This window comes from Mesorhizobium sp. M0991 (genome assembly GCF_040318915.1).
Classification (GTDB): Bacteria; Pseudomonadota; Alphaproteobacteria; order Rhizobiales; family Rhizobiaceae; genus Mesorhizobium.
The window spans coordinates 73,773-89,493 of record NZ_JAMYNE010000007.1 but is presented as its reverse complement, the minus strand read 5'-3'; the positions used below and the strand labels follow the sequence as shown (position 1 = coordinate 89,493).

At 61.8% G+C, this 15,721-nt stretch carries 14 protein-coding genes; 12 read left to right on the top strand and 2 right to left on the bottom strand.

Annotated elements, in window-relative coordinates; genetic code table 11:
- Positions 1 to 18: 18 nt before the first annotated feature.
- From NKH70_RS13070 to lpxB, 12 genes are all read left to right on the top strand, one after another.
- A complete protein-coding gene (locus NKH70_RS13070; protein ID WP_352720230.1) occupies positions 19 to 1,125 on the top strand; it encodes an aldo/keto reductase in 1,107 nt (368 codons plus the stop codon).
- A 132-nt stretch (positions 1,126 to 1,257) separates the two neighbouring features.
- Positions 1,258 to 1,980 (top strand): UMP kinase, encoded by a 723-nt coding sequence (pyrH, locus tag NKH70_RS13065; protein ID WP_023674934.1) that lies wholly within the window; start codon positions 1,258 to 1,260, stop codon positions 1,978 to 1,980.
- 97 nt (positions 1,981 to 2,077) lie between these two features.
- Positions 2,078 to 2,632: a ribosome recycling factor gene (frr, locus tag NKH70_RS13060; RefSeq protein ID WP_352916652.1), complete on the top strand. Its 555-nt coding sequence runs from the start codon at positions 2,078 to 2,080 to the stop codon at positions 2,630 to 2,632.
- 32 nt (positions 2,633 to 2,664) lie between these two features.
- Positions 2,665 to 3,387 (top strand): isoprenyl transferase, encoded by a 723-nt coding sequence (locus tag NKH70_RS13055; RefSeq protein ID WP_023674936.1) that lies wholly within the window; start codon positions 2,665 to 2,667, stop codon positions 3,385 to 3,387.
- A gap of 3 nt (positions 3,388 to 3,390) precedes the next feature.
- A complete protein-coding gene (locus NKH70_RS13050; protein WP_352721490.1) occupies positions 3,391 to 4,224 on the top strand; it encodes a phosphatidate cytidylyltransferase in 834 nt (277 codons plus the stop codon).
- 105 nt (positions 4,225 to 4,329) lie between these two features.
- Complete coding sequence (gene rseP, locus NKH70_RS13045) at positions 4,330 to 5,472, top strand: RIP metalloprotease RseP (protein ID WP_352492015.1); 1,143 nt, start codon at positions 4,330 to 4,332, stop codon at positions 5,470 to 5,472.
- Positions 5,473 to 5,689: 217 nt separating this feature from the next.
- Positions 5,690 to 8,044 (top strand): outer membrane protein assembly factor BamA, encoded by a 2,355-nt coding sequence (gene bamA, locus NKH70_RS13040; RefSeq protein ID WP_352721488.1) that lies wholly within the window; start codon positions 5,690 to 5,692, stop codon positions 8,042 to 8,044.
- Between the two features lie 179 nt (positions 8,045 to 8,223).
- Positions 8,224 to 9,282, top strand: coding sequence for a UDP-3-O-(3-hydroxymyristoyl)glucosamine N-acyltransferase (gene lpxD, locus NKH70_RS13035; RefSeq protein ID WP_352721486.1), 1,059 nt, complete (start codon positions 8,224 to 8,226; stop codon positions 9,280 to 9,282).
- A complete protein-coding gene (gene fabZ / locus NKH70_RS13030) occupies positions 9,275 to 9,739 on the top strand; it encodes a 3-hydroxyacyl-ACP dehydratase FabZ (protein ID WP_023674942.1) in 465 nt (154 codons plus the stop codon). The genes lpxD and fabZ overlap by 8 nt, the downstream gene beginning before the upstream one ends.
- Before the next feature lie 13 nt (positions 9,740 to 9,752).
- On the top strand, positions 9,753 to 10,586 hold the full coding sequence (gene lpxA / locus NKH70_RS13025; RefSeq protein ID WP_352721484.1) for an acyl-ACP--UDP-N-acetylglucosamine O-acyltransferase: 834 nt from the start codon (positions 9,753 to 9,755) through the stop codon (positions 10,584 to 10,586).
- A gap of 6 nt (positions 10,587 to 10,592) precedes the next feature.
- A complete protein-coding gene (locus NKH70_RS13020) occupies positions 10,593 to 11,495 on the top strand; it encodes an LpxI family protein (protein ID WP_502908353.1) in 903 nt (300 codons plus the stop codon).
- The gene (gene lpxB / locus NKH70_RS13015; protein WP_353025389.1) at positions 11,485 to 12,651 is read left to right on the top strand and encodes a lipid-A-disaccharide synthase; all 1,167 of its coding nucleotides are present in this window, start codon (positions 11,485 to 11,487) and stop codon (positions 12,649 to 12,651) included. The genes NKH70_RS13020 and lpxB overlap by 11 nt, the downstream gene beginning before the upstream one ends.
- Positions 12,652 to 12,789: 138 nt before the next feature.
- Here the strand turns inward: lpxB and gltA are convergent, their stop codons facing one another.
- On the bottom strand, positions 12,790 to 14,118 hold the full coding sequence (gltA, locus tag NKH70_RS13010; protein WP_292653520.1) for a citrate synthase: 1,329 nt from the start codon (positions 14,116 to 14,118) through the stop codon (positions 12,790 to 12,792).
- 179 nt (positions 14,119 to 14,297) lie between these two features.
- Positions 14,298 to 15,719, bottom strand: coding sequence for a glutamate--tRNA ligase (gltX, locus tag NKH70_RS13005; protein ID WP_352977171.1), 1,422 nt, complete (start codon positions 15,717 to 15,719; stop codon positions 14,298 to 14,300).
- Between the last annotated feature and the right edge of the window lie 2 nt (positions 15,720 to 15,721).

Below are 15,721 nucleotides of genomic sequence, written 5' to 3'. Positions count from 1 at the left end.
AATTTTAAGAGAAAATCCATGACCATGTCCTACTACACGCTCGGCAACAGCGGACTGCGTGTCACCCGCCTGGCGCTCGGCACCATGACGTTCGGCACGGAATGGGGCTGGGGTGCGGAGAAGGAAACCGCGCGCGCGCTGATCGATGCCTATGTCGAAGCCGGTGGCAATTTCTTCGACACCGCCGATCTCTATACCGGTGGCACGGCCGAAACCTGGCTCGGCGAATTCATCGCCGAGCGTGGGCTGCGCGACAAGGCGGTGATCAGTACCAAATTCACCTACAACGCCGAACCGGGCAACCCGAACGCCGGGGGCAACGGCCGCAAGAACATCCTGCGGGCGGTAGACGGTTCGCTGAAGCGGCTAGGCACCGACTATATCGACCTCTACATCCTCCATACCTGGGACAGGCTGACACCACCGGAGGAGGTGATGCGGACGCTGGACGATCTGGTGCGCGCCGGAAAGATCCGGCATGTCGGTCTGTCCGACGTGCCGGCGTGGTACGCAAGCCGGGCGCAGGCGGTCGCAGAGCATCGCGGCTATGAACCGGTTTCGGCGCTTCAGCTCGAATATTCGCTGGCCGAGCGCAACATCGAGCACGAATTCGTGCCGTTCGGCACGCGCTATGGCGCCGGAATCATGGTCTGGAGTCCATTGGCCAGCGGCCTGCTCAGCGGAAAATACCGTTTCGATACAATCGTCAAGGATGGTGGCCGGCTGGAGACAATGCGTGGTTCGACCAATCCCGGTTTCCAGAAATTCACCGATCGCAACTGGCAAATCGTGGCCGAATTGGAGACGGTTGCCGGCCAGCTCGGCCGCAGCATGGCCCAGGTCGCCCTGAACTGGACGGCAAACAGGCCAGGCGTTGCGTCCGTCATCGTCGGCGCCACCAGGCTTGACCAGCTCAAGGACAATCTCGGCGCGCTTGATTTCGACATTCCCGAGGATCTTCGGGCACGGCTCGATGAGGTTAGCCGGCCGGTCACGCCCTTTCCGTACTCGTTCTTCGGCCCTGAAATACAAGGCGGCCTGACCGGTGGGCAGGCGGTTGGCGGTAAGCCGGCAAGTTATCTGCCGGACCTGCTCATGCAAGGCACTTTTGCCGGCGTGAGCTGACGGCTATCCCGGTCCACGATCTCAACTTTCCGGCTCGGGCGCCGCGTGACATCGCGGCGCCCTTCGTGTATCGGAACGCCCAGTGTTTCGGGGCGCACCGAAACGCGTCACACGCACGATGACGAGGACCAGATGACGGTGAAGCCCCTCTACCGACGTGTCTTGCTGAAAGCATCGGGCGAAGCGTTGATGGGCGAGCAGCATTTCGGCATCGACGTATCGGTGGTCGACCGCATCGCCGCCGACATCGCCGAGGCCCGCGCACTGGGCATCGAAGTCGGTGTCGTCATCGGCGGCGGCAACATCTTCCGTGGCGTCGCGGTTGCCTCGAAGGGCGGCGACCGTGTTACCGGCGACCATATGGGCATGCTCGCCACCGTCATAAACTCGCTGGCGCTGCGCACCTCGCTCAACAAGATCGGCGTCGACGCCGTGGTGCTGTCGGCGATCGCTATGCCCGAGCTTTGCGAAAGTTTTTCGCAGCGTCAGGCGACCGCCTACATGAACCAGGGCAAGGTCGTTATCTTCGCCGGCGGCACCGGCAATCCGTTCTTCACCACCGATTCGGCTGCAGCCCTTCGCGCCGCCGAGATCGGCGCCGATGCTCTGTTCAAGGGCACCCAGGTCGACGGAGTCTATTCGGCTGATCCCAAGAAGGACCCGCACGCGACACGTTTCGAGCGGATCAGCCATGACGAAGTCATCAAACGCGGGCTTTCGATCATGGATACGGCGGCGATTGCACTTGCGCGCGAAAACAACATTCCGATAATCGTCTATTCGATCCACGAGAAGGGTGGTTTCGGCGATATCCTGAGGGGCGGCGGCCGTTGCACGGTTGTAGCAGACGATTGACCGGACCCATGAACCCGAAAGGGACCGGTTGCGGATGAGGCTCGAACAGGGCTTACCCTAAGCAGTGAACCCGGGTTAACGGGTCGAGGAGACGATGATGAGTGGCGAATACGACGATCTCAAACGGCGCATGGACGGGGCGATCGCCGCGTTCAAGCATGATCTGGCTTCGCTGCGCACGGGCCGCGCGTCGAGCAACCTGCTCGATGCCGTCCAGGTGCAGGCCTATGGCACCACCATGCCGATCAACCAGGTGGCAACAGTGTCGGTGCCGGAACCGCGCATGATTTCGGTTTCGATCTGGGACAAGTCGATGGTCAGCGCCGTCGACCGCGCCATCCGTGAAGCCAATCTCGGCTTCAATCCTATCGTCGACGGTACCAATCTCAGGATTCCGCTGCCCGAGCTCAACGAACAGCGCCGCAAGGAGCTGGTCAAGATCTCGCACGGTTATGCCGAGAATGCCCGCGTCGCCGTGCGTCACGTTCGCCGGGACGGGATGGACTTTCTGAAAAAGGCAGAAAAGGACGGCGACATCAGTGAGGACGACCATCGCAAACGGGCCGACCAGGTTCAGAAACTGACCGACGAGACAATCAGCACCATCGACCACCTGCTTTCCGATAAGGAAGCGGAAATCATGCAGGTCTAGGGTCTGGCCACGGCTGGCCCGGAAGCGAGAATATGGCAACGCCCGCGCATGTCGCGATCATCATGGACGGAAACGGACGCTGGGCCAAGGCGCGCGGCTTGCCGCGGCTGGCCGGTCACCGCGCCGGCGTCGAGGCGCTGCGCAAGACAGTGCGCGCCGCCCCCGGCCTCGGCATCTCCTTCCTGACGGTCTATGCTTTTTCATCGGAAAACTGGTCACGGCCGAAATCCGAAGTCAGCGACCTCATGGGCCTGCTGAAGCTTTTCATCCGACGTGACCTCGCCGAGCTGCACCAGAGTGGGGTGCGGATCAGGGTCATCGGTGACAGGGCAGGGCTGCAGCCCGACATAAGGGGCCTGCTCGAGGAAGCCGAAACGCTCACTCTCAGCAACGAGGCGCTGACACTGGTCATTGCCTTCAATTACGGCGGGCGCGACGAGATCGTGCGCACTGCGCGCAAGCTCGCAGCGGCGGTGGCGCGCGGTGAGATCGAGAGCGAGGCGATCACGGCCGATTCCTTTGCCAGCTCGCTCGATACAGAGGGCATTCCGGATCCGGAACTGGTCATCCGCACCAGCGGCGAGCTTCGGCTGTCCAATTTCCTGTTGTGGCAGGCAGCCTATAGCGAGCTCGTTTTCCTGCCTTGCTACTGGCCCGACTTCAGTCGCGAGCACCTGTCCGATGCACTGCGCGATTTCGCCGGCCGCGAGCGCCGCTTCGGTGGACTTGCCGCCCAAGATGTCGCCTCAGGCTGAGGAATGAGCAACCTTCAGCTCCGGGTCATTTCGGCCGTCGTGCTTGCCATCGTCACGCTTGGCCTGACCTGGCTCGGCGGACTGCCCTTCCGGTTGCTTTGCGCTGCCATGGCGGCGGGGATCTTCTACGAGTGGACGCGGATGAGCCGCCCCGTTGCCCCGGCAGGTGCTAATGCTACGGCAGGTCTCGGCTTTCTGCCCGAGGCGCTGATCGTGGTCTTTATTGGTGCCCTCGTCGCCAGCCTGCCTGCGTCTTTGCTGCTGCCGCTCGTCGCGGCTCTGGTTGCTGTCGCTGCCGTCGCGGCTTTCATGCGCAGGGCAGGACCGTGGGAAGCATCCGGCCTGGCCTATGCGGCCGCGTCCGGCCTGTCGCTGGCTTTGCTGCGCGACGGCGACCTTTCCGGGCTGCTAGCCATTCTGTTCCTATTCGCCGTGGTTTGGGCGACCGATATTTTTGCCTATTTCGTCGGCCGCTCCGTCGGCGGCCCAAGGCTGGCGCCGTCGATCTCGCCGGGCAAGACGCGGAGCGGGGCGCTCGGTGGGGTGGTCGGCGGCGTAGTGGCCGGGCTGCTTCTGGCCGCCGTAGCCGGAACGGGCAACCTCGTCGTGCTTGGCGTGGTCGCACTGGTACTTTCGATCGTCGCGCAGGCCGGCGATCTGTTCGAATCATGGGTCAAGCGACGCCACGGCCGTAAAGATTCCGGCACGCTGATACCCGGCCACGGCGGCATCATGGACCGGGTCGATGGGCTTGTCGCGGCGGCTTTCGCCCTATACGTCATCGGCTGGATTGCCGCGACCGCCGATCATCCGGCACAGGGGCTGTTTCCGGTTTGAGCGGCATCGTCGGTGGGCCGGGCGCGGGGCTGCGTCATGGATTCGCCTGGATTGATGTCACAGTCGCGGCGTGATCTGTGCCGTGGATGAATTTGAGGGCATGAATTGAACGAGATTCTTCACGCGGTTTTCAGCACAGAGGGCTTTGTCCTCGGCACGCTGGTGCCTTTCCTGTTCGTGCTGACCGTGGTCGTTTTTGTCCACGAAATGGGCCATTACCTCGTCGGGCGTTGGTGCGGTATCGGCGCAAAAGCTTTCTCGATCGGTTTCGGCCCTGAGATCATAGGCTTCAACGATAGCCGCGGCACGCGCTGGAAGCTTTGCGCCATACCGCTCGGCGGCTACGTCAAGTTCGTCGGCGACATGAACGCGACATCGAGCCAGCCCAGCTCGGAGGAGATCGAGGCGCTGAGCGATGAAGAACGCAAGGTTGCCTTCCACACGCAGCCGATCTGGAAGCGGGCGGCGACCGTCGTGGCGGGGCCGCTGTTCAACTTCCTGCTGACGATCGCCGTCTTTGCCGTGCTATTTTCCGTCCATGGCCGGCCCGTGCTGGAGCCGATGGTGGCTGAGGTCACCGTCGGCAGTCCGGCCGCCGCGGCCGGCATCATGCCCGGCGACCGATTCGTCAGCGTCGACGGCAGCAAGGTCGAGACCTTTGCCGACGTCCAGCGTCTGGTTTCCGGCCGCGCCGGCGACAGCATCACCTTCGTCATGCTACGCGGCGGCAAGGAAATCACCGTCACGGCGACGCCGCGCTTGATGGAACAACAAGACGCACTGGGCAACAAGGTCCAGGTGGCCGTGATCGGCGTCGTCAACAACAAGGAACTCGGCCAGCCACGGCTGATCACCTATAGTCCGGCCGGGGCGGTCGGGGCAGCGGTCCAGGAAACCGGACACGTCATCCAGCGTACCGGCCAGTTCCTGCAACGTTTCGTTGTCGGTCGCGAGGACAAGTGCCAGCTGGGCGGCCCCATCAAGATCGCCAAGATGTCGGGTCAGGCGGCAAAGCTTGGCTTTGAATGGCTCGTGCAGCTTGTTGCATTCCTGTCAGTCGGGATAGGGATTCTCAACCTTTTGCCGATTCCCCCCCTCGACGGAGGGCATCTTCTGTTCTACGGCGTGGAGGCTGTCATCCGGCGGCCGGTGTCCGAACGCATGATGGAAATGGCTTACCGAAGCGGCCTCATATTGGTGCTCGGGTTCATGGGCTTTGTTTTCTGGAACGATCTGTTTGGGTGCTGAAATCATGAAGGAATTTGGCTTCGGCACGAGCAATGTTGAGACGCCGTTTACCATGCGTGGGGATATGCGTGACGCGAAAGCCACGCCGCAGGGTTAAGTAAATACAAATTAACCAGAAGCCTTGCGTGTAGGGAAAATCCGGTTAATACGGTAGGGGAAATTACCGCACGTCCGGTTTTCTCGCCGTGGGGACTTCGAGAAAAGGTACAAAAGCCCGATGAAGGCAGCATCCAAGTTTCTGAGCGCCGCGTCCGCGGTGGCTATGTCCGCCGCTCTGGTTGTACCAGGCGCGCTCGCAGTGCAGTTCGTTGCCACATCGGCCGCCGAGGCGGCTGTCGTCTCCAGAGTCGAAGTCACCGGCAATCAGCGTGTCGACGCGGACACCATCCGCAATTACGTGACGATCAAGCCCGGCAAGGCGTTTTCCAGTTCGGACATTGACGATGCGGTCAAGGCGCTGTTCGGCACCGGGCTGTTTTCGGACGTGCAGATCAACCAGGTTGGATCGACGCTGGTCATCAAGGTGTCCGAATACCAGGTCGTCAACCAGGTGCTGTTCCAGGGCAACAAGAAGCTCAAGGACAACGCGCTTGAAGCCGCGGTGCAGTTGAAGCCGCGCGGCACCTTCTCGCAACAGCAGCTCGACGCCGATGTCGAGGCGGTCAAGGCCGCATACCGGCGTATCGGCCGCGACGACGCCGCCGTGACCACCCAGATCATGGATCTCGGCGACAACCGCGTAAACGTGGTCTTCAACATCAACGAAGGCGGCCGCACCCAGATCGCAGCGATCAATTTCGTCGGCAACAGCGCCTATTCGAGCCGCCGGCTGTCGGACATTATCTCCACCAAGCGCTCGTCCTTCCTTTCGTTCGTGCTGCGCGACGACGTTTATGACGAGGACAAGCTGCGCGCCGACCAGGAGCTGCTGCGCCGCTTCTATTACAATCACGGCTATGCGGACTTCCAGGTCGTCTCGGCCGTCGGCGAACTCGACGACACCACCAACAAATACACCGTCACCATCACGGTGCAGGAGGGCGAGCGTTATACGTTCGGGGATGTCAGCGTCGAAAGCACGATCCCCGAGGTCGACAGCAAGTCGCTTGAATCAGTAGTCGAGACCCACAAGGGCGATGTCTACAACGCCAAGAACGTCGAGGACACGATCATCGCGCTGACCGAGAAGGTGGCTGGGTCCGGCTATGCCTTCGCCCAGGTGACGCCGCGCGGCGACCGCAACTTCGAGAACCACACGATCTCGGTCGTCTATACGGTCGACCAGGGTACCAAGGCCTATATCGAGCGCATCGAGATTCGCGGCAACGATCGGACTCGCGACTACGTCATTCGCCGCGAGTTCGATGTCAGCGAAGGTGACGCTTTCAATCAGGTCCTCATCCAGCGCGCGAAGAGGCGGCTGGAAGCGCTCGATTATTTTGAGAAAGTCGAAATCTCTACCGTTCCGGGTTCTGAGCCGGACCAGGTTGTGCTGGTGGTCGACGTGGTCGAGAAATCGACCGGTGAGTTCACCGTCGGCGCCGGTTATTCGAGCGGCGGTGAAACGTCAGGTCCGTCCGTCGAAGGCTCCATCAGTGAGCGCAACTTCCTCGGTCGCGGCCAATTCATCAAGGTGGCGGCGGGCGGTGGCAAGAACTCGCGCGACTACAGCTTCTCTTTCACCGAACCCTATTTCCTCGGACGCCGCATCGCGGCCGGCTTCGACATCTACAAGCAAAGCCGAAACTACGACCATTACGACAGCGACACGACAGGCGCGACCGTTCGCTTCGGCCTGCCGATCACCGACAATATCTCGACGCAGCTGGCGTATAACATCGCGCAAGAGAAGTACGAGTTCGACAAGGGCTGCGACCCATCGGCCGGTTGCGACGTGTCCCAGGCGATCCAAAACGGCGTCAACGAGAGCCCATGGCTCAAGTCTTCGGTCAGTCTCGGCCTGATCTACAATACGATCGATGACATGAAGAACCCGCATGACGGTATCTATGCCAATGTCGGCACGGAAGTGGCAGGCCTCGGCGGCGACGCCAAGTTCATCAAGGTTACGGCGCGCGGCAGCATCTATCAGACGCTGTCCGAACAATTGGATCTGGTGGGCCTCATTTCGGGCGGCGCCGGTCATGTCCAAGGGTATGGCAACGGCGATCTGCGCGTCTTCGACCATTTCCAGAGCAGCGACCGTATGATCCGCGGCTTCGAATACGGCGGCATCGGCCCGGTTGCTTCGGACAACAGCAATGACCATCTCGGCGGCACCACCTACTTCAATGCCTCGGCGGAAGCGCAGTTCCCGCTGCCGGTCATCCCCGAAAGCTTCGGTTTGCGTGGCGCTGTGTTCGCCGATGCGGCAACGCTCTACGGCAGCAAAATCGCAAGTGGCCTTGTCAATTCTTCGACAACCGGCATGGAATGGCGCGCTTCCGTCGGTGTCGGTTTGATGTGGGCATCGCCTTTCGGCCCGATCCGCATCGACTATGCGATCCCGGTCAAGAAGGAAAAGACCGACGACGTGCAGGAATTCAACTTCGGCATATCGACCCGCTTCTGATGCGTGGGTAACGATGCTTCCGGCTCGTTTGGATCCGGATGGCAGTGATCCGAAACTACAGCGCAGCGCGTCCTAGCGGACGCGCAAAGGACGTTGTAGCACTTTGATTTGCGCATGATCCTTTCCGAGGATCGATTTCCGATTTCGGGGTCATGCGCTAGCTGGATATTGCTTCTGGAATGACCGATCCGGTGTTCTTCGCGCCATCACGCCGGTATACGGCCGGCGAAGTCGCGAATCTGACCGGCTCGATACTTGTCGATTCCGGTCTCTCCGATGTATCGATCGAGGCTCTGGCGCCCGCCAACGAAGGCGGCGAGAACGCGCTTGTCTTCGTCGATGGCAGGCGCAATTTCGCGCTGATGCAGTCACTGCGGGCGGCAGCGGTTCTCTGCCCTGCGGAATTTGCCGGCAAGGCGCCGGTGGGCATCGCGGTTCTGGTGCATCCGCGCCCGCAGCAGGCTTTCGCAATGGTAGGGCGCCTGCTTTTCCCCGCGGCTGCGACGCCTGGACCGATGACCGGCGAAACCGGTATCTCGCCGCACGCCCATATCGATGCGACCGCCCATGTCGAGGCCGGCGCGATCATCGAAGCGGGTGCGGTCATCGGACCGCGCGCTGCCATCGGCAGCGGAACCGTCATTGCTCCGCATGCGGTCATCGGTCCGTCCTCTCAGATCGGCCGCGACGGCTATGTCGGTCCAGGTGCCAGCGTGCAATATGCGTTGATCGGCAATCGCGTCATCATCCATGGCGGTGCCAGGATCGGCCAGGATGGCTTCGGTTTCGTAGCCGGCGCCAAGGGTCCGGAGCGGGTTCCGCAGATCGGCCGCGTCATCATCCAGGACGATGTCGAGATCGGCTCGAATACCACCGTCGATCGCGGCGCCATGTCCGACACGATCATCGGCCAGGGCACCAAGATCGACAATCTGGTGCAGATCGCGCACAACGTTCGCATCGGCCGCAATTGCATAATAGCCGGGCTTTCGGGTATTTCCGGTTCCGTGACGGTAGGCGACAACGTCACCATGGGTGGCGGCGTCGGCCTTGCGGATCATTTGACCATCGGGTCCGGGGCCAAGCTTGCGGCAAGAAGCGGGTTTATGAGCAATGTGCCTGCCGGTGAGATTTGGGGAGGATATCCGGCGCAGCCGATGGCGGAAGCCATGCGCGAGATAGCGGCCTTGCGCAGACTTGCACGGACGCGCAAACAGGGTGAGGGGGGAAATGGCTGACATCGCAGCGGCGACGCTCGAAGCGGTTGACATAATGCGGCTGATGAAGCTCCTGCCGCACCGCTATCCGTTCCTGATGATCGACCGTATTGTCGACATAGATGGCGACGAATCCGCCATCGGCATCAAGAACGTCACCATAAACGAGCCGCATTTCCAAGGTCATTTCCCCGACCAGCCGGTCATGCCCGGCGTGCTGATCATCGAGGCGATGGCGCAGACGGCCGGCGCCATCTGCATCCGCAGCCTCGGTACGGAAAAGCCGTCGCTGGTTTATTTCCTGACCATCGACAATGCCAAGTTCCGCAAGCCGGTCGTTCCAGGCGACCAGTTGAAAATTCATGTGAAGAAAATCAAGAAACGCGGCAATCTTCTCAAATTCGCTTGCGAGGCCCTCGTCGATGGCGCCAAGGCGGCGGAAGCCGAGATCTCGGCGATGATGGTCGCAAGCGGCTGACAAACGAATGCTAATGAAAATCCAGACAGTCATCCATCCATCGTCGGTCATCGAGGCAGGCGCCCAAATCGGCGAAGGCGCCCGCATCGGACCCTTCTGCCACGTCGGCCCCGACGCCGTGATCGGCGACCGTGTCGAACTGGTCAGCCATGTCTCGGTGATGGGCGCGACCACCATCGGTGCATCGACCAAGGTCTATCCGATGGCGATACTGGGCGGGCCGCCGCAGAACACCAAGCACAAGGGCGGCCGTACCATGCTGGTGATCGGCGAGAACTGCACGATCCGCGAAGGCGTCACCATGCATGTCGGCACCGATTCCAGCCGGGGCGAAACGACGATCGGCAACAACGGCAATTTCCTTGCCTATGCCCACATTGCCCATGACTGCGTGGTCGGCAAGAACGCCACCTTCGCCAATCAAGCGACGTTAGGCGGGCATTGCGAAGTCGGTGACAATGTCTACATCGGGGGCCTTACCGCGGTTCATCAGTTTGTACGCATCGGCGATAACGCCTTTCTCGGCGGCTGCTCGGCGATCGTCGGCGACGTCATTCCCTACGCCATCGCCGTTGGCAACCGTGCCAGCCTTCGCGGCCTCAATATCATTGGCCTGAAGCGCGCCGGCTTGCCGCGTTCGGAGATCCACTTGCTGCGCAAAGCCTATAAGACGATCTTCGATCGTTCTCGGACCGTCGGCGAAAACATCGAATTCGCCAAGGCGGAGTTCGCCTCGTCGCCGACTGCCATGAAGATCGTCGATTTCATCGCCGGTCGCGGCAAGCGGCACTATGCCGTGCCGTCGCTCAAGGGTGGCGACGGCGACGATACCGATGATGAAGACTGAGAGCAGATGACGAAGATTGAGGCTGCCGGAAAGGGCCTTGATCTCGCGCCAGATGCCAAGGTCGGCATCATCGCCGGCGGCGGCAGTCTCCCGGTCGAAATTGCCCGAGCGCTCGCCCGGCAAGGCAAATTGCCATTCGTCGTGATGGCGGCGGGCGAGGTCGACCGCATAGCCGATTTCGAGCCCTATGAGCAGGCAACCTTGAGGCTGGAAGACGTCGGCTCGCTGTTGCCGATGCTCAAGCGGCATCACGTTACGCATCTGGTGACCGCGGGTCATATCACGCGCCGCCCCAGGCTGAGCGCCATGCGCCTCAATTTGGGCCTGCTCGCCTGGCTGCCCAGCCTCTTCGTCGGTGTAACCCGGGGGGACGATACGGTGCTGAAACTGTTCGTGCGCAGGATCGAGCGCAGCGGCATCAAGGTCGTCGGCGCTCACGAGATCGTGCCGGAGCTGGTCGCCGCCGAAGGCCTGCTGACCAAGGCGGCGCCACGCAAATCCGACTGGCGCGACATCGAGGCGGCGCACGCTGCAGCAAAAGCAATTGGCGCGCTGGATATCGGCCAGGCGGCTGTTGCGGTCGGTGGCCGCGCCATTGCGTTGGAAGGCGTCGAAGGCACCGACGGGCTGCTCGAGCGGACAAAACAGTTACGCGGGCACGGCAGGCTGGCTGGCAGGAGCCGTGGTGTTTTGGTCAAATGCGCCAAGCCTGGTCAGGAACTGCGCGCCGATCTGCCCTCTATCGGTCCGCTGACCGTCGATGCGGCGCATGCCGCCGGACTGGCCGGCATTGCCGTCGAAGCCGGTCGCTCGCTGGTGCTCGAAGGTCCCGCCACCATCGGACGTGCCAACGCGCTCGGCCTTTTCGTGGTCGGCCTGCCTGCTGCGGAGCCGGCGCATGGCGAATGACCGGCCGTTGAAGATAGCCGTCGTCGCCGGCGAAGAGTCCGGCGACCTGCTTGGCGCCGACCTTGTGCAGGCGTTAAAGCGCATGACCGGGCGCGAAGTTCGGCTTGTCGGCATCGGCGGCCGCCATTTGCAGGCGCTCGGCCTGGCGCCATTGTTCGACGGCAGCGAGATCGCACTGATGGGGCTTAGCGCCATCCTGCGCGACTTGCCGCGCCTGATGCGGCGGATCGGCCAGACGGCAAACGCGATTGTCGGTGAAAAGCCCGATTGCCTTATCACCATCGACAGTCCGGATTTCTCGCTGCGCGTCGCCAAGAAGGTGCGTGCTGCCGACCCGACGATCCCGATCGTCCATTATGTCTGCCCGAGCGTTTGGGCTTGGCGGCCGGGCAGGGCGCCGGCGATGAGGCCATATGTAGATCACATCCTTTGCATCCTGCCGTTCGAGGTGAAGGAACTCGCCCGCCTGGGCGGGCCGCCCGGCACTTATGTCGGGCATCGCCTTGCACACGATCCGGGCATAATCAGTGCCGCCAGGGCGCAGGCGCAGCCGCGTGACCTGTCCGCAGATCACGTCAAAACGTTGCTTGTATTGCCCGGTTCGCGTCGTGGTGAGGTGCGGCGCCTGGTTGGGCCGTTCGGCGAAACGGTGTCGATCCTGCGGGCGCGCGGGCACCGCTTGCGCCTGCTGTTGCCGACGGTGCCGCACGTCGCCGACCTGGTCAGGTCCTCGGTCGCGAGCTGGGACGAGAAGCCGGAGATCATCCTTGATGCCGAACGCAAATGGCAGGCCTTCGGCAAGGCCGATGCGGCGCTGATCGCGTCGGGGACGGTATCGCTGGAACTGGCACTGGCGGGTGTGCCGATGATCTCCTGCTACCGGCTCGATCCGGTCATGCGCATGGTGCAGCCGCTGATCAAAGTATGGAGCGCAGCCTTGCCCAATCTCATCGCCGACCGGCCGGTTGTGCCGGAACACTACAATCAATATGTGCGGCCGCATTATCTGGCGCGGCAACTGGAGGCGCTGTTCTTCGACACCGCCTACCGCGCCTGGCAGCAGGACGGTTTTGCCGACATTGCCGGGCGTATGGCAACCGACAAGCCGTCAGGCGAGATGGCGGCGGGGGTGGTGATGGGGATGGTGAGGAAGTGAGTGAATAGTGAATAGTGAATAGTGAATAGTGAATAGTAGTTCTATAGACAGGGAGCGACGCTTTGCTACTCCCATTCACCATTCACCATTCACCATTCACCATTCACCATTCACCATTCACCATTCACCATTCACCATTCACCGCTTCGCGATCGGCACATAATCCCGTTCCGGCGCGCCGGTATAAAGCTGGCGCGGGCGACCGATCTTCTGGTGCGGGTCCTCGATCATCTCCTTCCACTGCGCGATCCAGCCGACGGTGCGGGCGACCGCGAACAGCACGGTGAACATGGTGGTGGGGAAGCCCAGCGCCTTCAGCGTGATGCCGGAATAGAAATCGACGTTGGGATAGAGCTTCTTCTCGATGAAATAGGAATCGGTCAGCGCAATCTTTTCCAGCTCCATGGCGATGTCGAGCAGCGGATCGTCCTTGATGCCGAGCTCGCCCAGGACTTCGTGCGCGGTCTTTTGCATGATCTTGGCGCGCGGATCGTAGTTCTTGTAAACGCGGTGGCCAAAGCCCATCAATCGGAACGGATCGTTCTTATCCTTGGCGCGCGCAATGAATTCCGGGATGTGATCGACATGGCCGATCTCGCCCAGCATGTTCAGGGCTGCCTCGTTGGCGCCGCCATGTGCGGGACCCCACAGGCAGGCGATACCGGCAGCGATACAGGCAAAGGGATTGGCGCCCGATGAGCCGGCCAGGCGGACGGTCGAAGTCGAGGCGTTCTGTTCGTGATCGGCGTGCAGGATGAAGATGCGCTCCATCGCGCGCGCCAGCACCGGATTGATCTTGTATTCCTCGCAAGGCACGGCGAAGCACATATGCAGGAAGTTGGCTGCGAAATTCAGCTCGTTCTTCGGATAAATGAACGGCTGGCCGATGTGGTATTTATAGGCCATCGCCGCGATCGTCGGCATCTTGGCGATCAGCCGCATTGAGGCGACCATGCGTTGATAAGGGTCCGAGATGTCGGTGGAATCGTGATAGAAGGCCGACAGCGCGCCGACCACGCCGCACATCACTGCCATCGGATGCGCATCACGGCGGAAGCCGGTGAAAAAGCGCGACATCTGCTCATGCACCATGGTGTGGCGCGTCACCCGGTAGTCGAAATCGTCCTTCTGCGCCTTGGTCGGTAGTTCACCATAGAGCAAGAGATAGCAGACTTCGAGGAAGTCGCCGTGCTCGGCCAATTGGTCGATCGGGTAGCCGCGGTGCAAGAGAATGCCGGCATCGCCATCGATGAAGGTGATTTCCGACTCGCAGCTCGCCGTCGACGTAAAGCCGGGATCGTAGGTAAAGACGCCGGTGGTGTTGTAGAGCGAACCGATGTCGATGACGTCAGGTCCTACCGAACCACTTCGTATCTTGAATTCATGGGTTTTGCCGCCGAGTTCCAGCTTTGCCGTCGATGCCTGGGTTTTGCCGCCAAATTCCATTTTTGTCGCAGGTTCGGTCATAGCAAACTCCTTTTTGTTTCCTCAGGCCGGCAAAGGCAAAATATCTGAACCCAACACGTCAAAAGCATCGGAACACGCACATTTGCGCCCGCAATTGAATCTGCGCGCCAGATTAGGCCAAGACCCAATGTTGCACTGCGAAACGCACCTTTCAATGCCAATCTTCTTGGGCCAGTTTGCTAATCGATTTGATCAGCGATCCGCCCCAGGCTTTCCTCGCGGCCCAGCACGGCAAGCACATCAAAGACACCTGGCGAGGTACTTTTGCCAGTGAGCGCGGCGCGCAAAGGTTGGGCCACGGAGCCGAGTTTATGGCCGCCGGCCTGCGCATAGTCGCGGATCGCGGCTTCCGCTGAGGCGGCAGACCAGTCCGAAACCGTCGCTAGTGCCGCATGAGCGCCCCGCAGGATCGCGCGCGCCTCACCGCTGAGCAGCGCCGCCGCCTTCTCGTCGACCGGAAGCGGCCGCTCGACGAACAGGAATGCAGCCCCTTCAACAAGTTCGACCAGCGTCTTGGCGCGCTCCTTCAGGCCCGGCAAAGCGGCAAGCAGTTGCGCCTTGCGTCTGTCGTCGAGGCGCGCGGCGATTGCCGGGCCGCCTTCTAGATAGGGCAGAGTGGCGATGAAGACGTCGAGCAGCGCTGCCTCGTTCATGCGGCGCATGTGCACGCCGTTGAGCGCTTCGAGCTTGGCGAAGTCGAAACGGGCGGCGCCCTTGTTGACGTCGCCAATGTCGAACCATGAGATCATGTCGGCGATCGACATGATCTCATCGTCGCCGTGGCTCCAGCCAAGCCTCGCCAGATAGTTGAGCAGCGCCTCCGGCAGGTAGCCCATGGCGCGATAGGCCTCGACGCCAAGCGCACCGTGCCGCTTCGACAGCTTGGCGCCGTCGGCACCGTGGATCAACGGGACATGCGACATCGACGGCACCTCCCAGCCCATGGCCTGGTAGATTACGGTCTGGCGTGCGGCGTTGGTCAAATGATCGTCGCCGCGGATGATGTGGGTGATGCCCATGTCGTGATCGTCGACGACGACGGCATGCATGTAGGTTGGATTGCCGTCCGAGCGCAGAATAATGAAATCGTCGAGATCCTTGTTGGGAAAGCGCACGTCGCCCTGGACGCGGTCATGCACCACCGTCTCGCCGCCTGTCGGCGCCTTGATGCGGATCGCCCCCTTGGCGCCGGCCGGCGCCTCCGACGGGTCGCGGTCGCGCCAGCGTCCATCATAGCGGGGAGGCAGCCCCTTGGCCCGTGCGCTCTCGCGCATTGCTTCCAGCTCGGCAGGCGTCGCATAACAATAATAGGCCTTGCCTATGCGAACGAGCTCCTCGGCCACCTCGCGATGGCGCGGCGCACGCTCGAACTGCGACACCGGCTCGCCGTCCCATGTCAGGCCAAGCCAGGAAAGCCCGTCGAGAATGGCCGCGGTTGCCGCATCGGTGGAGCGCTCGCGGTCGGTGTCCTCGATGCGCAGCAGCATCGTGCCGCCTGTGTGCTTGGCATACAGCCAGTTGAACAGCGCCGTGCGCGCGCCGCCAATGTGCAGATAGCCGGTGGGCGAGGGGGCAAAACGGGTGACGACCTTATCGGGCATGG

Excerpts from the sequence above, each read along its gene's own strand:
- NKH70_RS13070 (WP_352720230.1), top strand. The coding sequence starts at position 19 with ATGACCATGTCCTACTACACGCTCGGCAACAGCGGACTGCGTGTCACC.
- pyrH (WP_023674934.1), top strand. The coding sequence starts at position 1,258 with ATGACGGTGAAGCCCCTCTACCGACGTGTCTTGCTGAAAGCATCGGGC.
- frr (WP_352916652.1), top strand. The coding sequence starts at position 2,078 with ATGAGTGGCGAATACGACGATCTCAAACGGCGCATGGACGGGGCGATC.
- NKH70_RS13055 (WP_023674936.1), top strand. The coding sequence starts at position 2,665 with ATGGCAACGCCCGCGCATGTCGCGATCATCATGGACGGAAACGGACGC.
- NKH70_RS13050 (WP_352721490.1), top strand. The coding sequence starts at position 3,391 with ATGAGCAACCTTCAGCTCCGGGTCATTTCGGCCGTCGTGCTTGCCATC.
- bamA (WP_352721488.1), top strand. The coding sequence starts at position 5,690 with ATGAAGGCAGCATCCAAGTTTCTGAGCGCCGCGTCCGCGGTGGCTATG.
- lpxD (WP_352721486.1), top strand. The coding sequence starts at position 8,224 with ATGACCGATCCGGTGTTCTTCGCGCCATCACGCCGGTATACGGCCGGC.
- fabZ (WP_023674942.1), top strand. The coding sequence starts at position 9,275 with ATGGCTGACATCGCAGCGGCGACGCTCGAAGCGGTTGACATAATGCGG.
- lpxA (WP_352721484.1), top strand. The coding sequence starts at position 9,753 with ATGAAAATCCAGACAGTCATCCATCCATCGTCGGTCATCGAGGCAGGC.
- NKH70_RS13020 (WP_502908353.1), top strand. The coding sequence starts at position 10,593 with ATGACGAAGATTGAGGCTGCCGGAAAGGGCCTTGATCTCGCGCCAGAT.
- lpxB (WP_353025389.1), top strand. The coding sequence starts at position 11,485 with ATGGCGAATGACCGGCCGTTGAAGATAGCCGTCGTCGCCGGCGAAGAG.
- gltA (WP_292653520.1), bottom strand. The coding sequence starts at position 14,118 with ATGACCGAACCTGCGACAAAAATGGAATTTGGCGGCAAAACCCAGGCA.
- gltX (WP_352977171.1), bottom strand. The coding sequence starts at position 15,719 with ATGCCCGATAAGGTCGTCACCCGTTTTGCCCCCTCGCCCACCGGCTAT.